Here is a 19,102-nt window from a genome sequence, read left to right on the forward strand (position 1 = left end):
TTCTTAGGAGACTTACGCTCATGGCAACCCCGCAAGACGTGATGAACATGGTCAAGGAAAACGACGCCAAGTTCGTCGATTTCCGTTTTACCGATACCCGCGGCAAGGAACAGCACGTCACCGTGCCGGTCTCCGCTTTTGACGAAGACAAGTTTGAAAACGGCCACGCTTTCGACGGTTCCTCCATTGCTGGCTGGAAGGGCATTCAAGCTTCCGACATGCAACTGATGCCGGATCCCGCCACCGCCTACATCGACCCGTTCTTCGACGAAACCACCATCGTCATCACCTGCGACGTCGTCGACCCGGCCGATGGCCGTGGCTACGACCGCGACCCGCGCTCGATCGCCAAGCGCGCCGAAGCCTACCTGAAGTCTTCCGGCATTGGCGACACCGCCTACTTCGGCCCGGAACCCGAATTCTTCATCTTCGACTCCGTCGAGTGGAACGTCGACATGTCGGGCTGTTCGCTGAAGATCTACTCGTCCGAAGCGGCCTGGACCTCCGGTGAGAAGACCGAAGGCGGCGGCGGCACGGGCCACCGTCCGACCGTGAAGGGCGGCTATTTCCCGGTTCCCCCGGTCGACAGCCTGCACGACATCCGTTCCGCCATGGTGCTGACCCTGGAATCCCTGGGCGTGCCGGTTGAAGTTCACCACCACGAAGTCGCCACTGCCGGTCAGTGCGAAATCGGTACCGTGTTCTCGACCCTGGTCAAGCGCGCCGACTGGACCCAGATCCTGAAGTACGTGGTGCACAACGTTGCCCACCAGTACGGCAAGACCGCCACTTTCATGCCGAAGCCCATCGTTGGCGACAACGGTTCCGGCATGCACGTTCACCAGTCGATCTGGAAAGACGGCAAGAACCTGTTCGCCGGCGACGGCTATGCTGGTCTGTCGGAAATGGCCCTGTTCTACATCGGCGGCATCATCAAGCACGCCAAGGCCCTGAACGCCATCACCAACCCGGGCACCAACTCCTACAAGCGTCTGGTTCCGCATTACGAAGCACCGGTCAAGCTGGCTTACTCCGCCAAGAACCGTTCCGCTTCCATCCGCATCCCGTACGTTGCCTCGACCAAGGCCCGTCGTATCGAAACCCGCTTCCCGGATCCGATCGCCAACCCGTACCTGTGCTTCTCGGCGCTGATGATGGCCGGTCTGGATGGTATCCAGAACAAGATCCACCCGGGCGACCCGGCTGACAAGAACCTGTACGATCTGCCGCCGGAAGAAGACGCGCTGATCCCGACCGTCTGTGCCTCCCTGGAAGAAGCTCTGGATGCGCTGGACAAGGATCGCGAGTTCCTGACCCGTGGCGGTGTCTTCTCCAACGACTGGATCGATGCCTACCTCAGCCTGAAGATGGAAGAAGTGAACAAGGTTCGCATGACCACCCACCCGGTGGAGTTCGACCTGTACTACTCCTGCTAAGCGGTTCAGTAGCCAATAAAGGGCGGGTTTTTCCCGCCCTTTTTTTGTGCACTTTTCGGCGCGCCGGCCGTTAAGTCCGGTACACTAAATCGGTTACGAGGATCGATGACGATGACACGCAGTGCCCTTGCTTTACTGATTGCCACGCTGGCCGTTCCGGCCTCGGCGCAGACCATTTACAAATGTATCGATGCCAATGGTGGAACGCTGATTTCCAATGCGCGTGTCGACAAGAACTGCAAGGCCATCGTCAGCGGCCCGGAATCGACGATTCCCGCGCCCAAGGCCAGGCCGGCCGGGGCCGCAGCCAACCCGACGCCATCCAGTTTCCCGCGGGTGCAGGAAGATACCCAGAAGGCGCGCGACGGCGACCGTCGGCACATTCTCGAACAGGAATTGGCCGGCGAGCAGCGCAACCTCGATCTGGCGCGCAAGGACCTCAGCGAGCAGGAAGGTCTGCGTGGTCCGGCCGATCGTCTGGCCCCCTATCGTGACCGGGTTGGGCAACATGAGCGCAACATCCAGGCGATCCAGAAGGAACTGGGCAACCTTCGCTAGTTGTTGGTCGATAGTCGTTGGTTGTTAGCTGAAATTTGGGGGGCGCTGTGGCGCCCCTTGTTGTTGCCAAAGACTACCGACTAATAACTATCAACTAGCTTTCACCTTGTACCAGGCGGCGTACAGGGCCGGCAGGAAAATCAGGGTGAGCGCCGTGGCGACGATCAGGCCACCCATGATGGCGACCGCCATCGGCCCGAAGAAATCGTTGCGCGACAGCGGAATCATCGCCAGCACGGCGGCCGCGGCGGTCAGCACGATCGGCCGGAAACGCCGGACGGTCGATTCGACGATCGCTTCCCAGCGCGGCTTGCCGGCCGCCATGTCCTGTTCGATCTGGTCGACGAGGATCACCGAGTTGCGCATGATCATGCCGAACAGCGCAATGCTGCCGAGCAGCGCCATGAAGCCGAAGGGCTGATTGAAGACGAGCAGGAACAGCGCAATGCCGATGATGCCGAGCGGCGCGGTCAACAACACCATGACGACCCGCGAAACGCTCTGCAACTGGATCATCAGGATGGTGATCACGGCGAGCAGGAAGATCGGAATGCCGGCGATGACCGAAGTCGAACCCTTGGCCGACTCCTCCACCGAGCCGCCGGTGACGATCCGGTAGCCCTCGGGCAGCGCCGCCTGGACGGTGGCGATTTCCGGGGCGAGGCGGTCGACGATGGTGGCCGGTTGCGTCTTGCCATACAGGCTGCCGCGCACGGTGATCGTCGGCAGGCGGTCGCGGCGCCAGATCAGGCCGGGTTCGAAATCGTATTTGAGGCGGCCGATCTGGCTCAGCGGCACGCTCTTGCCGCTCCGCGTCGGCACGGCCAGATCGGGCAAGGCCGCCAGATGGGTCCGCTCCTCGCGGTCGCCGCGCAAGACGACATCGATACTCTTTTCGCCCTCGCGGTAGCTGGTCACCGTATAGCCATTCAGCGACATGTTGAGCAGCGCCGCCAGGTCCTGGCTGGACACGCCGAGCAGGCGCGCCTTGTCCTGGTCGATCTCGATGTCGACGGCTTTGGAGAGTTCGCTCCAGTCGAAATTGACGTTGGAAATCTCCGGGTTCTTGCGCATGATTTCGGCGACCTGGTCGGCGGTCTTGCGCAGCGTCGCCAGATCCTCGCCGGAGACGCGGAACTGGATCGGATAGCCGACCGGCGGCCCGTTCTCGATCCGGCTGATATTGCCCCGGGCGCTGAAGCTGGCGCTGTCGAACAGTTTGATCAGCCGGCTGCGCAAGGCTTCGCGGGCTTCGACGCTGCGCGCCACGATGACTAGCTGGCTGACGTTGCTGGCCGGCAGCTGCTGATCGAGGCCAAGGTAGTAGCGCGGCGAGCCCGAGCCGACGTAGGTGATGTAGTGCTCGAACTGGTCGAACTCCTGCTTGTCCTTGTCCAGCCAGGCTTCCAGCTGCTTCGTCTCGGCATCGGTGGCGCTCACCGAAACACCTTCCGGCAGGCGCATTTCGACGGTCAGTTCGAGGCGCGTCGAGTTCGGGAAGAACTGCTTTTGCACCTTGCCCATGCCGACGATCGCCAGGGCGAACAGCGCGACGGTGATGCCGATGATCAGCCAGCGCCGCCTGACGCACCAGTCGACCAGGTGGCGGAAGCGGGTGTAGAAAGGCGTGCCATAGACGTCATGGTCGGCGCTGTGGGTGCCGCCGCCCAGGCCGAGCTTGGCGAGGCGGGAGGCGAGGCGCGGCAGGTGGCGTTCGAGCCGGCCGGGTTGGCGCGGGGCGCGCGGATTGGGCAGCAATTTGTAGCCCAGCCACGGAATGGCGACGACCGCCGCCAGCCACGAAATGAGCAGGGCGACCGCATTGATCTGGAAAAAGGCGAAGGCATATTCGCCGGTCGCCGACTTGGCCAGCGCAATCGGGATGAAACCGGCGACGGTGACCAGCGTGCCGGAGAGCATCGGCCCGGCCGTGCTGGTATAGGCGAACGAGGCGGCGCGGGTGCGTTCCCAGCCCTGCTCCATCTTCACCCACATCATCTCGACGGCAATGATCGCATCGTCGACCAGCAGGCCGAGGGCGAGCACCAGCGCGCCGAGCGAGACCTTGTGCAGGCCAACGTTGAAGAGGTTCATGGCGAGGAAGGTGGCGGCCAGCACGAGGGGGATGGCAATGGCGACGACCATGCCGGTGCGCAAGCCGAGACTGATGAAGGTGACGAGCAGGACGACCAGGATCGCCTCGGCCAGCGCATGCGTGAATGCCGCGACCGAGCGCTTGACGGCGGCCGGCTGACTGGCCGATTCGCTGATTTCAACGCCGAGCGGCAGCGCGGCATTGAGCGCCGCGATGCGGGCGTCGAGCGCCTTGCCGAGCACGATGATGTCGCCGCCCTTGCTCATCGAGACGCCGATCGCCAGCGCCTGCTTGCTGTTGAAGCGGACCCGGGTGGTCGGTGGGTCGCTGGTGCCGCGCCGGACGGTGGCGATGTCGCCGAGTCGGAAACTGCGGCTACCCGAGCGGATCAGCGTATCGGCGACGGCCTGTACGGTATCGAAGGCGCCGCCCGGGCGAATCTGGATGCGCTCGCTCTCGGTCTCGAAAAAGCCGGCGCCGCCGACAGCATTCTGCTGGCTGAGTGCCTGAACGATGACCGACTGGTCGATGCCGAGCGTCGCCAGTTTGGTATTCGACAGTTCGATGAAGATCTTTTCGTCCTGAATCCCGAAAATCTCCACCTTGCCGACATTCGGCAGGCGCAGCAGGTCGTCGCGGATGCGCTCTGCCGTGTCCTTGAGCTGCGGGTAATCGAGCCCTTCGGCGGTCAGCGCGTAAATGTTGCCGAACACATCGCCGAATTCGTCGTTGAAATACGGGCCCTGAACGCCGCTCGGCAGCGTCTGGCGGATGTCGCCGATCTTCTTGCGGACCTGGTAATAGACGTCCGGAACGGCGGCAGGGGGCGTGCTGTCCTTGGCGACGAACATCACCGTCGATTCGCCGGGCCGGGAATAGCTCGAAACGCGTTCGATAAAGGGCGTTTCCTGCAGCTTCTTCTCGATCTTGTCGGTGACCTGCTGTTCCATCTGGCGGGCTGTGGCGCCCGGCCACAGGGTGCGGATCACCATCACCTTGAAGGTGAAGGGCGGGTCTTCGGCCTGACTCAGCTTGCCGTAGGCAAAAACGCCCATCAACGCGATGGCGAACAGGAAATAGCCGACCAGCGTGCGGTGATGCAGCGTCCAGTCGGAAAGGTTGAAGCGCTGGCTCACGATCTAGCGCTGCCGGGCCGGCGGGGTGACCGGCTTGGCGTCCACGCTTTGCCCGGCGACCAGCCGGCCGGCGCCGGCCGCGACGACCAGCTCGCCGGCCTGCAGCCCGGCGGCGACCAGGGCGCCATCTTCGCGGTAGCCGGCCAGCTTGATCGGCCGCGGCTTGGCCTGGCCGTCGCTGACTACCCATACCGTCGGCCCGTCGCCGCGGTCGATCACCGCGCCGAGCGGGACGAGCAGGGCCGCATCGTCGGCGCCATCGAGCGCGACGCGGGCGGTCATGCCGAGCTTGAGGCCGGGCGGCGGGTTGTTGATCCGGATGCGCGCCGCGTAGGTCCGGGTTGCCGGGTCGGCGGCCGGCGCCAGTTCGCGCAATTCGCCGCTCATCCGGCTGTCCTGGTCGGCCCACAGCAGGACGGCAATGGCCTTGGCCGCCTTCAGTTCGGCCAGCCGGCTTTCCGGGACGGCGATGGCGACTTCCTTTTCCTCTGGCCGGGCCAGCCGGAAAACCGCCTGGCCGGCACTGACCACCTGTCCGGCTTCGGCCAGTACGGCAGTGACGATGGCCGGGAATTCGCTGCTCAAGGTGCCGTAAGCGCTCTGGTTGCCACTGATCCGGCTTTGCGAACGGGCTTGCTCGAGGCGGCCGCGGGCGCCGCTGAGGGCATTTTCCTTGGCCTCGAAAGCTGCCTGGCTGACGAACTTTTTGGCGAGCAGTCCGGCGTAGCGTTCGCGTTCAGCGCCGGCCGTGGCGAATTCGCTTTCGGCGGCCGCCTGTTGGGCGCGGGCGGCGCTGGCCGCCAGTTCGAGATCGGCCGGGTCGAGTCTGGCCAGCGGCTGGCCGGCCTTGATTTCGGCGCCGGCATCGACCAGGCGGGCGGCCAGCTTGCCGCCGACCCGGAAGGCCAGGTCGAACTCGTGGCGGGCGCGAATTTCGCCGGTATAGACGCTGCTGGTGCGGGACGCCGGGGCCGCTGGCTGGACGAGCACGCTGCGCGCCACCGGGGGCGGAGCGACATCGCTGCCGCAGCCGGCCAGCAGGGTGGCGGCGACGAGGCTCAGCGAAACGGAAAGCGGGGCAATCTTGTGCATGATCCTGGGCCGAAGGCAAGAGTGCGGATGATAATGAACGATCGGTCAGTAACGCAAGTTGTCCTGATGGGGGAGGGGCAAATAGCTACAATGACGAACATGAATGTCACCCACGCTTCCTTCGCCGGCCTCGATTTGCTGGCTTCGGCGGTGCTGCTGATCGATGATGGGCAGCTCATCCGCTATATCAACCCGGCCGGCGAAAACCTGCTGGCGGTCAGCGGTCGTTCGGTGGTCGGCAAGACCCTGGCGGTCGTCTGCACCTGTTCGGCCACGCTGCAGTCGGCGCTCGACAACGGCCTGCAAAACAACTGGGGCTACACCGGCCAGAATATCCAGTTGAAGCGCAGCGACGGCGAGACGCTGCATCTCAATTGCACGGTGACCCCCTTGCGCCCCGATTTGGCCGGCGGCGTCCGCCTGCTGCTCGAATTGCAACCGATCGAGCACCATCTGGCGGCGACCCGCGAGGAGCGCCTGATCGAGCAGCAGCAGGCGAGCCGCGAACTGATCCGCAACCTGGCCCACGAGATCAAGAACCCGCTGGGCGGCATCCGCGGTGCTGCCCAGTTGTTGGAACACGAACTGGCCAACCCGTCGCTCAAGGAATACACCCAGGTCATCATCAAGGAAGCCGACCGCCTGCAGGATCTGATGCAGCGCCTGCTGACGCCGCACCGGGCGATGCTGCCGACGACGGTGAATATCCATGAAATCCTCGAACGGGTGCGCAGCCTGTTGACCGCCGAATTTCCCGGCTCGCTGGAAATCGCCCGCGACTACGACACCAGCCTGCCGGAACTGGTCGGCGACCGCGAGCAGTTGATCCAGGCGGTGCTCAACATTGCCCGCAATGCCGCCCAGGCGATGCATGGCGAAGGCGAAATCGTGCTGCGCACGCGCTCCTTGCGCCAGGTGACGCTGGCCAAGAAGCGTTACCGACTGGCCATGGAAATCAAGGTCATCGACAACGGCCCGGGGATTCCCGAGGATATTCGCGAACGCATGTTCTACCCGCTGGTTTCCGGCCGCGAGGGCGGTAGCGGACTGGGGCTGACCATTGCCCAGAACTTCATCCAGCACCACCACGGGACGATCGATTGTTTCAGCCAGCCCGGCAACACGATTTTCACGTTGCGCCTGCCGGTCGAGCAGGCCTGAGTTTTGCTAGTGTGTTGGTCATACTAACGAAGAAATGAGCCAACAGAATATGAAACCGGTCTGGATCGTGGACGATGATCGTTCAATTCGCTGGGTGCTGGAAAAAACCCTGACCCGCGAGGGCATTCCGTTCAAGAGTTATGCCTCGGCCAGCGAAGCCATTTCGCAGCTCGAACAGGGCGTCGAGCCGCCGCAGGTGCTGATGTCGGACATCAGAATGCCCGGCCAGTCCGGCCTGGAGCTGCTGCAGGAGGTGAAGACGCGCTTCCCGTCGGTGCCGGTGATCATCATGACGGCCTTTTCCGATCTCGAAAGCGCGGTCGCGGCTTTCCAGGGCGGCGCCTTCGAATACCTGCCGAAGCCTTTCGATGTCGATCAGGCCGTGGAACTGATCCGGCGGGCGATCGACGAATCGATGCACCAAAGCGGTGCGCTCGAAGAAGAAGGCCTGGTTCCGGAAATTCTCGGCCAGGCGCCGGCCATGCAGGAGGTCTTCCGGGCCATCGGCCGCCTGGCGCTGTCGCATGCGACGGTGCTGATCAATGGCGAATCGGGCTCCGGCAAGGAACTGGTGGCGCGCGCCCTGCATCGGCACAGCCCGCGCTCGGAAAAGCCGTTCATCGCGATCAACACCGCGGCCATTCCGAAGGATTTGCTCGAGTCGGAACTGTTCGGCCACGAGCGGGGCGCTTTTACCGGCGCCCAGGCGCAGCGCCGCGGACGCTTCGAGCAGGCGGAAACCGGCACGCTGTTCCTCGATGAAATCGGCGACATGCCCTCCGAATTGCAGACCCGTTTGTTGCGCGTGCTGTCCGACGGCCATTTCTACCGGGTCGGCGGCCATTCGCCGATCAAGGCCAATGTCCGGGTGATCGCCGCGACCCACCAGAATCTCGAAACCCGGGTCAAGGAAGGCTTGTTCCGCGAAGACTTGTTCCATCGCCTGAACGTCATCCGCATTCGTCTGCCGTCGCTGCGTGAGCGGCGCGAGGACATTCCGCTGCTGACCCGCCACTTCCTGCAGAAGAGTGCCCGCGAACTGGGCGTCGAGGCCAAGCGCTTGTCCGATGCGGCGCTGAAATATCTGAGCGGTCTCGATTTTCAGGGCAACGTTCGCCAGTTGGAAAACCTCTGTCACTGGCTGACCGTGATGGCCCCCGGCCAGCAGGTCGAAGTCGGCGATCTGCCCGGCGAACTGCGCGAATCGATCCCGATGGCCCTGGCTTCCGATTGGGAAAGCGCGCTGGAAGGCGAAGTCGACCGTTTGCTGGCGCGCGGTGTGCCGGATGTCCATGGCGTGCTGGCCCAGACCTTCGAGCGCATCCTGATTTCGCGCGCCCTGGCCCATACCGGCGGTCGGCGGATCGAAGCGGCACAGGCGTTGGGGATCGGCCGCAACACGATCACCCGCAAGATCGCCGAACTGGGCATCGACGGCGGCAAGGAGGCGGCGGCCACCGCCGAATAAGCTTCTTTTGCCTGCCGAGCGGCGTTGTCGTTGCCCGGCATGGTGTGCGGTGATTGTCGTCGGGACGGGTAAAATTCGGCCATGGCCCTGATCGATCCTGTTCTACTCAAAGCCCGGCTGGGTTTCCTGGCCGGGCGCTTCGATGTCGATGCGTTGGACGAATGCGATTCGACCAATAGCGAATTGATGCGGCGCGCCGAACACGGCGCCCCGGCCGGTACGGTGATCGTTACCGACCGGCAGAGCGCCGGGCGCGGGCGGCGTGGCCGCAACTGGCTGTCGGCTCCCGAATCGAGCCTGACCTTTTCCCTGCTCTGGCGTTTTTCCGGGCCGCTCGGCCGCCTGAGCGGCTTGTCGCTGGCGGTTGGCGTGGCCGTCGCCAAGGCTCTCGAAGGTCTTGGCGCGCAAGGGGTTTGCCTGAAGTGGCCGAACGACGTGCTGCTGCAAACCGGCGAGGGCCATGCCAAGCTGGCCGGCATTCTGGTCGAGCTGGCCGGCGACCGGCGCGGCACCCAGGCGATCATCGGTATCGGCATCAATCTGGCGCCACCGGACGGCGACCTGGCGCAACCGGCCGCCGCCTTGAGTCAGGCCGGTCATGGCGTGGCCGACCGGCATGTCATTCTGGCCGCCGTCCTGAGCGAACTGGCTGGCGTGCTGGAAACGTTTGCGCTCGAAGGATTTGCCGGGCTGAAAGCCGACTGGCAGCAACGCAACGCCTGGCAGGACCTGCCGGTGCAGATTCTCGGCGAAGGCGCGGCCCCGCTGGTCGGCCGTTGCCTGGGCGCCGATGAAGATGGCGCCCTGCTGCTCGAAACGGCGGCCGGCATCGAGCGGATTTTCTCGGGTGACGTCAGCCTCCGCCGCGTAGGAAGTACCCTTGGGGGACGCTCCGCATGATCGTTTGCCTGGACAGCGGCAACAGCCGTATCAAATGGGGCATCCATGACGGCCGGACGTGGCTCGCCCAGGGCGCGGCAAGCCATGCCGACAGTGCCCAGCTGGCCGCCCTGCCGGCCGCCTGGCCGCTGCCGGAACAGGTGTTGCTGGCCAATGTGGCGGGCGATGGCGCGGCACAGTGCATCCGCGAGCTGCTGCCGGCATGGTCGCCGCTGCTGCGCGAAGTCAGTTCTGAATTCAAGCGGGCCGGCGTGACCAATCTCTACCAAAGCCCCGGACGCCTCGGCGTTGACCGCTGGTGTGCGCTGATCGGCGCGCGCCGCCTCCGCCGTTCCGCCTGTCTCGTGGTGATGGCCGGCACGGCGACCACCATCGACACGCTCGATGCCGCCGGCAATTTCCTCGGCGGCTTCATTCTGCCGGGCAGCCACCTGATGCGCCGTGCCCTGGCCCGCGACACGGCCGGGCTGCCTTTTGCCGAGGGGCATTACGCCGTCCATCCGCGGTGTACCGACGATGCCATCGTCAGCGGGGCGCTCGAAGCGCAGGCCGGGGCGATCGAGCGGGCATTCGGCCGTCTGCCGGGCGGCGATGGCGTCTGTCTGCTGTCCGGTGGCAATGCCGGCGAGCTGGCCGATCGTCTTGTCATACCCCATGTGCTGGTCGAAAATCTCCCGCTCGAAGGCTTGTTGCAGATCGCCCTCGACCACGGCAAGGTGCCGGAAGGCTAGGCGATTCCAGCGTTTCCCGGCGCGCCTGACTTGAATTAACTTGGCTAAACCATGACAATCCGCTGCTCTTGCACCGCCTCCGGGAGATAACATGTTCGATCCGGTACTCAGCAGTTTGCCGGCATTTGCCAGCTTTTTCCTGACCGCAGTCGCGCTCCTCGCGGTGTTTCTCGGCCTCTACGTTTTTGTCACGCCGTACAGCGAACTGCGGCTGATCGGCGAGGGCAACACGGCGGCCGCCGTCAGTCTCGGCGGCGCCGTCATCGGCTTCGCCCTGCCGATCGCCGTGGCCGTTGCCACCAGCCACAATCTCTACGCGATGTTCGGCTGGGGCGTAGTGGCCTGCGTCGTCCAATTGCTGACCTTCAGCGCGGCCCGTCTGGCGCTGCCGACGATCAACCACAACATTCCCCAGGACAAGCTGGCTTCGGGGATTTTTCTTGCATCGCTCTCGATCGGCGTCGGCATTCTGAACGCCGGCTGCATCGCCTGATCATTCAAGGAGGCTACATGGCACTGATGGATTTCATCAAGAAACAGTTTATCGACATCCTGCAATGGACCGAGGATGCGGACGGCACGCTGGCCTGGCGTTTCCCGATGCAGGAAATGGAAATCCAGAACGGCGCCAGCCTGACCGTGCGCGATTCGCAACTCGCCCTCTTCGTCAATGAAGGCACGGTGGCCGACGTCTTCGGCCCCGGCATGTACAAGCTGACGACGCAGACGCTGCCGGTCCTGACCTATCTGAAGAACTGGGACAAGCTGTTCGAATCCCCGTTCAAGTCCGACCTTTACTTCTTCTCGACGCGCCACCAGCTCGACCAGAAATGGGGCACGCCGAACCCGATCACCATCCGCGACAAGGAATTCGGTATCGTCCGGATGCGCGCCTTCGGCATCTACAGCTACCACCTGAGCGACGCCAAGACTTTCTACCAGAAGATTTCCGGCACCCGCGACAGCTACGGCCGCGAGGAACTCGAAGGCCAGTTGCGCAACAGCATGGTGGCCGGCCTGACCGATCTGTTCGGCGAGTCGGGCGTTTCCTTCGTCGATATGGCGGGCAATCAGGACGAGTTTGGCGCTGCCATGCTCTTCAAAATGAAGCCGCTGTTCGCCGAATACGGCCTGACCCTCGATTCGCTGGTCGTCCAGAACGTCTCGCTGCCGGAAGAGCTGCAGAAGATCCTCGACCAGAAAATCGGCATGAACATGATCGGCGACATGGGTCGCTACACCCAGTACCAGGTCGCCAACGCCATTCCGGAAGCCGCGAAGAACGAGGGCGGCATGGCCGGCATGGGCGTCGGCCTTGGCGCCGGGGTCGGCTTCGGCCAGGTCATGGGCCAGGCGATGGCCGCCGCCATCCCGTCGGCGCCAGCTGCCGCGCCGGGCGTCGCGCCGGTGTCGGCCGACGAGGTCGTCGCCACCCTGGAGAAATTGCATGGGTTGGTCGAGAAGGGCATCCTCACGAAAGAGGAGTTCGAGGCCAAGAAAGTCGAATTGCTCAAGAAACTGACCTGATCGGCGGCCCGTGGCGCTGACCGCCTCCTGCCCTTCCTGTGGCGCGCCGGTTGTCTTCCAGTCGGCGTCGTCGGTCTTTGCCGTCTGCGCCTACTGTCAGAGCACGCTGGTCCGCCACGACCAGGCGCTCGAAGATATCGGCAAGATGGCGGCGTTGGTCGAGGACCGCTCGCCGCTCCAGCTCGGTGCCGAGGGGGCCTACAAGGGCGTCCATTTCGCGCTGATCGGGCGGATCCAGATCAAGTACAGCCAGGGCCTGTGGAACGAATGGCACCTGCTGTTCGATGACATGCGCACCGGCTGGCTGTCGGAGGCGGGCGGCGAGTACGTACTCACCTTTGCCGAATTTGTCGCTGACGCCCTGCCGCAATTCGCCGAATTGAAGATCGGCGAGCGCTTCGTGCTGGCCAGCCGGACGTGGACGGTCAGCAATATCGAAAACGCCGAATGCGTTGCCGGCCAGGGTGAGTTGCCGTTCAAGGTCGGGGCCGGCTACCCGGTGGCTGCGGTGGATCTGCGCAACGGGGCGAATTTCGCGACGCTTGATTACTCGGAAGTGCCGCCGCTGTTCTTTGTCGGCGAGGCAGTCGCTTTCACTTCGCTGAAAATGACCAATCTGCGCGACGGCATCGCGATTCCGACGGTAATCGTCGAAGCCAGGGTTTTCCGCTGCCCGAGTTGCGGCGCGCCGCTGCAGGCGCGCGCGAAGGATATTCTGGCGGTCGGCTGCGCCAGTTGCGGGGCGGTGGTCGATACGGCCAACGAGAATTACCAGGTGCTATCCAAGGCGCTCGGCCAGCGCGACGAGAAATACGTGCCGCGCCTGCCGCTCGGCAGCAAGGGCAAACTGGAGGACCGGCCGGTCGAGGTGATCGGTTTTCTCGTCAAACAGTGCAAGGTCGATGGCATCGCCTACGACTGGCGCGAATACCTGCTCGCCGCCGAGCACGGCGGTTATCGCTGGCTGACCGAGTACAACGGCCACTGGAACATTGCCGACGTGCTGTCCAATCCGCCCGCCACCAGCGGCATCATCGAAGTCGATGTGGTGCGTTATGGCGGGCAGGCGTTCAAGCATTTTGCGACGACGCAGGCGGCCGAAGTCATCCAGGTCGCCGGCGAGTTCACTTGGCGCGTCCGGCGCGGCGAAACCAACCGGGTGGTCGATTACGTCGCGCCGCCGCTGATGCTGTCGCGTGAATCGACCGCCAGCGACTTGAGCTGGTCGCAGGGCCTGTATGTCGCCCCGGTCGTGATTCGCGATGCCTTCAAGCTGCCGGCCAGCCTGCCGGAGCCGATCGGCGTCTATGCCAATCAGCCCAATCCGTGGGACGAGACGCACCGGTGGGTCTGTCGGCTGTTCTGGAAACTGGCCCTGCTTGCCGTGCTGCTCCAGGTCTTTTTCGTCCTGGTTGCTGGCGGCAAACCGCTGCTTCGTCAGGAGCTGGCCTTTTCGCCGCAGCTGGCCGGCGAAAGCGTGGTGACCGGCGAGTTCGAGGTGCGCGACAAGCCGCGCAAGCTGACCGTGCGCAACACGACGACACTCGACAACAACTGGATCGGCCTCGAGATGATGCTGGTCAACAAGGCCAGTGGCGCGGCCTGGCCGGCAACCCGCGAACTGTCCTACTACTCGGGCCGGGATGGCGGCGAAAGCTGGTCGGAAGGCAGTCGGGACGACGAGGTGGTTTTCCGCGACGTTCCGCCCGGCACCTACTACCTGACGCTCGACCCCGATCTGGCGCCGGACAAGCCGGTGGCGGTGCGCGATACGCTCGAGGTGCTGAGTGGCGGCGCCGGCTGGTCGAACTTCGTCATGGTGCTGATCTTTCTCGCCATCTTTCCGATCTTCACGCGGCTTCGCCATGCCGCCTTCGAGGCCGGCCGCTGGGCCGAAAGCGACCACGCGCCGGCGAGCAGCGACGATACCGACGAGGACGACTGATGTTCAGGCACTTCACCCTCGCCGCCGGCATTCTTGCCCTGAGCCTCTTCGCCTACGCCCAGCATCAGGGCTGGAACCTGTTCGACAACGTGGCCAACGAGGGCCGCGGTTCGGGCGGCAGCAGTCGCATCTATCACAAGTGATCTAACGGATTGTCGCCAGTTCTTGCGATAATCCGGGTATGCGCCTGATCACCCTTGTCTTGCTGTGGATACTTGTTTCGCCCGCTGCTGCGCTGGAGAAGGTCAGTGTTCAGCTCAACTGGAAGCACCAGTTCCAGTTCGCCGGCTTTTACGCGGCTATCGACAAAGGTTATTTCCGCGACGCCGGGTTCGACGTCAGCCTGCGCGAACTCGCCGATGGCCATGACCCGATCAGCGCCGTCCTCAACGGTGAGGCGGATTTCGGGGTGGCGGCGTCGGAACTGGCGCTGCACCGCGCGCAGGGCAAACCGGTCGTCGCGCTGGCGGTGATCATCCAGCATTCGCCGGCGGTGCTGCTGGTCAATCGCCGAAAAATTTCCAGCATCGAAGCGCTCAACGAGCGGCGGATCATGCTGCTGCCGCACGAGGCCGAGTTGCTCGCCTATCTCAAGCGGGCCGGTGTCAGTCGCTACACGGCCGTGCCGCATAGCTTCGATACGGCCGATCTGATTGCCGGACGGGTCGATGCGCTGTCCGGCTACTCGACGGACGAACCCTTTGTCCTGCGCCGCGAAAAATTTCCCTTCCTGGCCTTTTCTCCGAGTACGGCAGGCGTCGATTTTTACGGTGATGCGTTGTTTACCGTCGAGCAACGGATCGCCAAGTCGCCTGATGCCGTCCGGGCCTTCCGGGCGGCGGTCCTGCGCGGCTGGCAGTACGCCATGGACCATCCGGAGGAACTGGCCGAGCTGATCCGTCGGCAGTATTCGACCCGCCACAGCAAGGAGCATCTGCTGTTCGAAGCCAGCGAAATGGCCCGGCTGATGCAGCCCGACCTGGTTGAAATCGGCCAGATGTCGGCGCCGCGCTGGCAGCAGATCGGCCAGACCTATGCCGAACTCGGCATGCTGCCGCCCGGCTTTTCGCTCGATGGCCTGGTGTACCGGAGCGAGCCGCGCAGCTTGCCGGACTGGGTCTGGCCGGTTCTCGTCTTTGCGACGCTGGTTTGTTCGCTGGTGGCGATCGCTGCGGCCCACTACGCCCGCCTGAACCGACGTCTGGCGAGGGAGATCAAGATCCGGCAAGGGGTCGAGGCGGCGTTGCGCAAGAGCAAACAACGTTATCGCCGACTGGCCGAGCAGAGCAAGGATGTCATCTGGACCCTCGATCTGGCCAGCATGCGGTTCACTTATGTCAGCGCCGCGGTCGAAAGCATGCGCGGCTTCACGCCGCAGGAGGTCATGGCGCAGCCGCTGGCGGCGGCGCTGACCGAAGCGTCCTATGCGGCCACGATGGCTTTGCTGGAGGAGCATCTCCGCCGTCTCGGCGAAGGCGACACGTCGGCCATGTCGGCGATGACCGAGGTCGAGCAGCCGCACAAGAACGGCAGCATCGTTTCGTCCGAAGTGGTCGCCAGCTTTCTGCTCGACGACGACGGGCGGCCGAGCAGCATCCTTGGCATTTCCCGCGACAATTCGGAACGGCGGGCCAGCGAGGCGCAGTTGCGGGCGGCCAACGAAAGCCTGCGCAGCCAGTTGCAGGAAATCGAGCAACTGCAGGTGGCCCTGCGCGAGCAGGCGATCCGCGACAGCCTGACCAGCTGCTTCAACCGCCGCTATCTCGATGAAACCCTGGAGCGCGAGTTGTCGCGCGCCCGGCGTGAAGGTTACCCGTTGGCGCTGGTCATCCTCGATCTCGATCATTTCAAGCAGATCAACGACACCTACGGTCACCAGGCTGGCGATGCGGCGCTGAAGGAGCTGGCCAACCAGCTGCGTTCCGACATTCGCCATGAGGACGTGCTGTGCCGCTACGGCGGCGAGGAATTCGTCATCCTGATGCCGCGCATGCCGCTCGGCATCGCGGCCGAACGAGCCGAGCGCTGGCGCCGGGCGATTGCCGAAATCCGTGTCCGCTTCGGCAGCTTCGAGCTGGCCTTCACCACCTCGGCCGGCGTTGCCGCCTACCCGGATCACGCCAGAATGCCCGACGACCTGATGCAGTCGGCCGATCAGGCGCTCTACGTGGCCAAGAACGAGGGGCGGAATCGCGTCGTGGTTTACTCACCGCCCGCTACCTAGTCGCCGCCGCAGCCCCCGCCGCCATCTCCCCCGGCATCGCTGCTGTCCGCCCCGCCGGAGTCGCCCGAACAGCCGCTGCTGCAGCCGATATGGCTGGCGCAATAAGCGCGTCCGGTCATCCCGGACGCCAGGCAATCGAGCTGATAGATGAAGCCGCCGGCCAGGGCCAGGCGGGCATCCAGCGCAAACAGCCGGGGCAGACGATCCGGCTGTTTCGGATCGATCCCCTCGTGTGCGCAAGCCAGTCGCCAGGCCCGCCGGATGCCGTCGTCGGCCTGTGTCGGCGATTGCATCGCCGCGGCCGGCGTGTGATGCAGGAAACGGCCGAAAGCGTGGCGGCAGAACTTGTCGTACAGCCGGGTGCTCAGAATGAACTCGTGCCAGGCGTCATCGACGGCCTGCGAGGGCATCGCCACCATACGCCGGCCGGCCTTGCGGCAGATCTGGAAATAGTCGACCAGGCCGGCCAGTACTTCGCCGCGCTGCTCGGCGCTCAGTTCCGGGCGGCGTGCCGCCAGGCGCTGGTCGACAACGCGTTGGTAGGGATAGTGCTCGATGTGGCGCGCCTGTCCGGCGCGCCGCCATTTTTGCCAGACCAGAAAAACCGCCAAAAACAGGGCGCCGGCAATGAACAGTTTGATCACGGCGTCACGTCGAAGCAGAGGTATTTGATTTCCAGGTATTCCTCGATGCCGTACTTGGAACCTTCGCGGCCGATGCCGGACTGCTTGATGCCGCCGAACGGTGCCACCTCGTTCGAGATCAGGCCGGTATTGATGCCGACCATGCCATATTCCAGTGCTTCGCCGACCCGCCAGCAGCGGCCGATGTCGCGGCTGAAGAAATAGGCGGCCAGGCCGAATTCGGTATCGTTGGCCATGGCGATGGCTTCCGCTTCAGTGGTGAAGCGGAACAGTGGGGCGACCGGGCCGAAGGTTTCCTCGCGCGCCACCTTCATCTCGCGTGTTACATCGGCCAGCACCGTCGGCTGGAAGAAATTGCCGCCCAGGGCATGGCGGGCGCCGCCCGCCAAGACGCGGGCTCCTTTGCTGACGGCATCGGCGACATGAGCTTCGACCTTGGCCAGGCCGGCGGCATTGATCAACGGGCCCTGGGTGACGCCCGGCTGGTCGCCGGGGCCGACTTTCAAAGCCTGCGTCTTCTCGGCGAGCTTGGCGGCAAAAGCCTCGTAAATCCCCGCCTGGACGAGAAAGCGGTTGGCGCAGACGCAGGTCTGGCCGGTGTTCCGGTATTTGGCGGTCATCGCGCCGTCCACCGCCGCATCGATATCGGCATCGTCGAAAACGATGAAGGGTGCGTTGCCGCCCAGTTCGAGCGAGAGTTTCTTCACCGTTGGGGCACACTGCGCCATCAGCAAGCGGCCAACGCCGGTCGAGCCGGTGAAGGACAGCTTGCGGACCACCGGGCTGGCGGTCAGTGCGCCGCCGATGGCTTGCGGGTTGCCGGTCACGACATTGAAGACGCCGGCCGGGAAGCCCGCCTGTTCGGCGAGGAAAGCCAGGGCCAGCGCGGTCAACGGGGTTGCCTCGGCCGGTTTGACGACCACCGGGCAACCGGCGGCGAGGGCCGGGGCGACCTTGCGGGTGATCATGGCGAGCGGGAAATTCCATGGCGTAATCGCCGCGCAGACACCGATCGGTTGCTTAATGACCAGCAAGCGTTTGTCGGCGACGGGGCTGGGAATGCTCTCGCCGTAGGTACGCTTGCCTTCCTCGGCAAACCATTCGACGAAGGAAGCACCGTAAATCACTTCGCCACGGGCTTCGGCCAGCGGCTTGCCGCCTTCGGCCGTGATCAGCTGGGCGAGATCGTCGGCGTGGTCGATGATCAGCTTGAACCAAGCCTGCAACAGCCCGGCCCGCTGCTTGGCGCTCAAGGCGCGCCAGGCCGGCCAGGCCGCCTCGGCCGCGGCGATCGCCCGGCCGGTCTCGGCGGCGCCGCAGCGCGGCACTTCGCCGAGGACCAGGCCGCTTGCCGGATTGACCACCGGCAAGGTGGCCTGGTCGTCGGCCGCGATCCATTGGCCGGCGAGAAAGTTGGCTGACCGCAGCAATTCCTTGTTCTGTAGATTCATGGCCTTGAAAAATCCTGTAAAAACTGTAAGTTATGGTTTGTTTGGAGAAACAACATTAACCGTATGCCGATTCCTGCCCTGATTCCCGCTGCGCTGCTCGCTTTGCTGCTGACGGCCTGTGGCAGCCCGCCCAGTCGCCCGGTCGCGTCGTCGGAAACTATAGCGCAACAAAACTTGGCGGTCAGCGAGAAGCGCAACGAGGTCGCGCTCTACGCGCTCGGCCTGATCGACACCGGCTACCGCTTCGGCGGCAAGAATCCCGAAGCCGGGCTCGATTGCAGCGGCATGGTCAGCTACATCTATGGTCAGGCGGCCGGGCTCAAGGTGCGTGGCAGCGCCGCCGACATCGCCCGGAGCGGTCGGCCAATCGAGCGGACCGCCCTGCGCGCCGGCGATCTGGTCTTTTTCAACACCCGCAACCAGTCGTTTTCACATGTCGGCATTTACCTCGGCGAGGCGCGTTTCATCCATGCTCCATCGACCAACGGCCGGGTCCGCATCGACCGTCTGAGCGACCGCTACTATGCGCAACGCTTCGAAGCGGCGCGAACTTTCTTCGATTGAAGCATCTAACGTGTCAATAGATTGGACGCGGCCTGCCGCTAAAGGTAAAATCCCGCCTCCTATGCGCCCGTAGCTCAGCTGGATAGAGTACTGCCCTCCGAAGGCAGGGGTCGGGGGTTCGAATCTCTCCGGGCGCACCAGAATATCAACGGGTTAGGTGATCATCACCT

At 64.2% G+C, this 19,102-nt stretch carries 16 protein-coding genes and 1 tRNA gene; 13 read left to right on the plus strand and 4 right to left on the minus strand.

Translation table 11 applies throughout. The annotated features are described in order from the left end of the window. The first annotated feature begins 20 nt into the window (after positions 1 to 20). Positions 21 to 1,436, plus strand: a complete 1,416-nt coding sequence (gene glnA / locus ACLIKD_RS21275; protein ID WP_226418255.1) for a type I glutamate--ammonia ligase — start codon at positions 21 to 23, stop codon at positions 1,434 to 1,436. A 111-nt stretch (positions 1,437 to 1,547) separates the two neighbouring features. Further along, a complete protein-coding gene (locus tag ACLIKD_RS21280) occupies positions 1,548 to 1,994 on the plus strand; it encodes a DUF4124 domain-containing protein (RefSeq protein WP_428826619.1) in 447 nt (148 codons plus the stop codon). A 90-nt stretch (positions 1,995 to 2,084) separates the two neighbouring features. Here the strand turns inward: ACLIKD_RS21280 and ACLIKD_RS21285 are convergent, their stop codons facing one another. Continuing rightward, complete coding sequence (locus tag ACLIKD_RS21285; RefSeq protein ID WP_428826620.1) at positions 2,085 to 5,225, minus strand: efflux RND transporter permease subunit; 3,141 nt, start codon at positions 5,223 to 5,225, stop codon at positions 2,085 to 2,087. 3 nt (positions 5,226 to 5,228) lie between these two features. Further along, positions 5,229 to 6,317: an efflux RND transporter periplasmic adaptor subunit gene (locus tag ACLIKD_RS21290; protein WP_428826621.1), complete on the minus strand. Its 1,089-nt coding sequence runs from the start codon at positions 6,315 to 6,317 to the stop codon at positions 5,229 to 5,231. A 90-nt stretch (positions 6,318 to 6,407) separates the two neighbouring features. Between ACLIKD_RS21290 and glnL the strand changes: the two genes are divergently transcribed. The 9 genes from glnL to ACLIKD_RS21335 all read left to right on the plus strand — a co-directional run bounded on the left by glnL (position 6,408) and on the right by ACLIKD_RS21335 (position 16,273). Beyond that, entirely contained in the window at positions 6,408 to 7,478 is a 1,071-nt protein-coding gene (glnL, locus tag ACLIKD_RS21295; protein ID WP_226418259.1) for a nitrogen regulation protein NR(II), read from the plus strand. Positions 7,479 to 7,527: 49 nt separating this feature from the next. Further along, positions 7,528 to 8,946 (plus strand): nitrogen regulation protein NR(I), encoded by a 1,419-nt coding sequence (gene ntrC, locus ACLIKD_RS21300; RefSeq protein ID WP_428828364.1) that lies wholly within the window; start codon positions 7,528 to 7,530, stop codon positions 8,944 to 8,946. Positions 8,947 to 9,027: 81 nt separating this feature from the next. After that, positions 9,028 to 9,846 carry a biotin--[acetyl-CoA-carboxylase] ligase gene (locus tag ACLIKD_RS21305; RefSeq protein WP_428826622.1) on the plus strand — a complete coding sequence of 273 codons (819 nt, stop codon included), beginning with the start codon at positions 9,028 to 9,030 and terminating at the stop codon, positions 9,844 to 9,846. Continuing rightward, positions 9,843 to 10,577, plus strand: coding sequence for a type III pantothenate kinase (locus tag ACLIKD_RS21310; RefSeq protein WP_428826623.1), 735 nt, complete (start codon positions 9,843 to 9,845; stop codon positions 10,575 to 10,577). The genes ACLIKD_RS21305 and ACLIKD_RS21310 overlap by 4 nt, the downstream gene beginning before the upstream one ends. Positions 10,578 to 10,668: 91 nt before the next feature. Further along, entirely contained in the window at positions 10,669 to 11,070 is a 402-nt protein-coding gene (locus tag ACLIKD_RS21315; protein ID WP_226418262.1) for a DUF350 domain-containing protein, read from the plus strand. A 17-nt stretch (positions 11,071 to 11,087) separates the two neighbouring features. After that, positions 11,088 to 12,104 (plus strand): SPFH domain-containing protein, encoded by a 1,017-nt coding sequence (locus tag ACLIKD_RS21320; protein ID WP_428826624.1) that lies wholly within the window; start codon positions 11,088 to 11,090, stop codon positions 12,102 to 12,104. A gap of 10 nt (positions 12,105 to 12,114) precedes the next feature. Then, positions 12,115 to 14,049, plus strand: a complete 1,935-nt coding sequence (locus tag ACLIKD_RS21325) for a DUF4178 domain-containing protein (RefSeq protein ID WP_428826625.1) — start codon at positions 12,115 to 12,117, stop codon at positions 14,047 to 14,049. Further along, positions 14,049 to 14,192 (plus strand): hypothetical protein, encoded by a 144-nt coding sequence (locus ACLIKD_RS21330; RefSeq protein WP_428826626.1) that lies wholly within the window; start codon positions 14,049 to 14,051, stop codon positions 14,190 to 14,192. The genes ACLIKD_RS21325 and ACLIKD_RS21330 overlap by 1 nt, the downstream gene beginning before the upstream one ends. 38 nt (positions 14,193 to 14,230) lie before the next feature. Continuing rightward, the gene (locus tag ACLIKD_RS21335; protein ID WP_428826627.1) at positions 14,231 to 16,273 is read left to right on the plus strand and encodes a diguanylate cyclase; all 2,043 of its coding nucleotides are present in this window, start codon (positions 14,231 to 14,233) and stop codon (positions 16,271 to 16,273) included. Here the strand turns inward: ACLIKD_RS21335 and ACLIKD_RS21340 are convergent. Together ACLIKD_RS21340 and ACLIKD_RS21345 are read right to left on the minus strand one after the other, a co-directional pair. Then, entirely contained in the window at positions 16,270 to 16,917 is a 648-nt protein-coding gene (locus tag ACLIKD_RS21340; protein ID WP_428826628.1) for a glycine-rich domain-containing protein, read from the minus strand. The two genes, ACLIKD_RS21335 and ACLIKD_RS21340, sit on opposite strands and share 4 nt — an antisense overlap. Next, positions 16,914 to 18,368 carry an NAD-dependent succinate-semialdehyde dehydrogenase gene (locus ACLIKD_RS21345; RefSeq protein WP_428826629.1) on the minus strand — a complete coding sequence of 485 codons (1,455 nt, stop codon included), beginning with the start codon at positions 18,366 to 18,368 and terminating at the stop codon, positions 16,914 to 16,916. Before ACLIKD_RS21345 ends, ACLIKD_RS21340 begins: the two co-directional genes overlap by 4 nt. 63 nt (positions 18,369 to 18,431) lie before the next feature. Between ACLIKD_RS21345 and ACLIKD_RS21350 the strand changes: the two genes are divergently transcribed. Together ACLIKD_RS21350 and ACLIKD_RS21355 are read left to right on the plus strand one after the other, a co-directional pair. Next, the gene (locus tag ACLIKD_RS21350; protein ID WP_428826630.1) at positions 18,432 to 18,932 is read left to right on the plus strand and encodes a C40 family peptidase; all 501 of its coding nucleotides are present in this window, start codon (positions 18,432 to 18,434) and stop codon (positions 18,930 to 18,932) included. 63 nt (positions 18,933 to 18,995) lie between these two features. Continuing rightward, positions 18,996 to 19,072: transfer RNA gene (locus tag ACLIKD_RS21355), tRNA-Arg, on the plus strand. The last annotated feature ends 30 nt before the right edge of the window (positions 19,073 to 19,102 follow it).

Origin of the sequence: Azonexus sp. IMCC34842 (assembly GCF_050368855.1) — a bacterium.
GTDB classification, from domain to species: Bacteria; Pseudomonadota; Gammaproteobacteria; order Burkholderiales; family Rhodocyclaceae; genus Azonexus; species Azonexus denitrificans_A.

Coding starts and splice junctions, on each gene's coding strand:
- glnA (WP_226418255.1), top strand. CDS start 21: ATGGCAACCCCGCAAGACGTGATGAACATGGTCAAGGAAAACGACGCC.
- ACLIKD_RS21280 (WP_428826619.1), top strand. CDS start 1,548: ATGACACGCAGTGCCCTTGCTTTACTGATTGCCACGCTGGCCGTTCCG.
- ACLIKD_RS21290 (WP_428826621.1), bottom strand. CDS start 6,317: ATGCACAAGATTGCCCCGCTTTCCGTTTCGCTGAGCCTCGTCGCCGCC.
- glnL (WP_226418259.1), top strand. CDS start 6,408: ATGACGAACATGAATGTCACCCACGCTTCCTTCGCCGGCCTCGATTTG.
- ntrC (WP_428828364.1), top strand. CDS start 7,528: ATGAAACCGGTCTGGATCGTGGACGATGATCGTTCAATTCGCTGGGTG.
- ACLIKD_RS21305 (WP_428826622.1), top strand. CDS start 9,028: ATGGCCCTGATCGATCCTGTTCTACTCAAAGCCCGGCTGGGTTTCCTG.
- ACLIKD_RS21310 (WP_428826623.1), top strand. CDS start 9,843: ATGATCGTTTGCCTGGACAGCGGCAACAGCCGTATCAAATGGGGCATC.
- ACLIKD_RS21315 (WP_226418262.1), top strand. CDS start 10,669: ATGTTCGATCCGGTACTCAGCAGTTTGCCGGCATTTGCCAGCTTTTTC.
- ACLIKD_RS21320 (WP_428826624.1), top strand. CDS start 11,088: ATGGCACTGATGGATTTCATCAAGAAACAGTTTATCGACATCCTGCAA.
- ACLIKD_RS21330 (WP_428826626.1), top strand. CDS start 14,049: ATGTTCAGGCACTTCACCCTCGCCGCCGGCATTCTTGCCCTGAGCCTC.
- ACLIKD_RS21335 (WP_428826627.1), top strand. CDS start 14,231: ATGCGCCTGATCACCCTTGTCTTGCTGTGGATACTTGTTTCGCCCGCT.
- ACLIKD_RS21345 (WP_428826629.1), bottom strand. CDS start 18,368: ATGAATCTACAGAACAAGGAATTGCTGCGGTCAGCCAACTTTCTCGCC.
- ACLIKD_RS21350 (WP_428826630.1), top strand. CDS start 18,432: ATGCCGATTCCTGCCCTGATTCCCGCTGCGCTGCTCGCTTTGCTGCTG.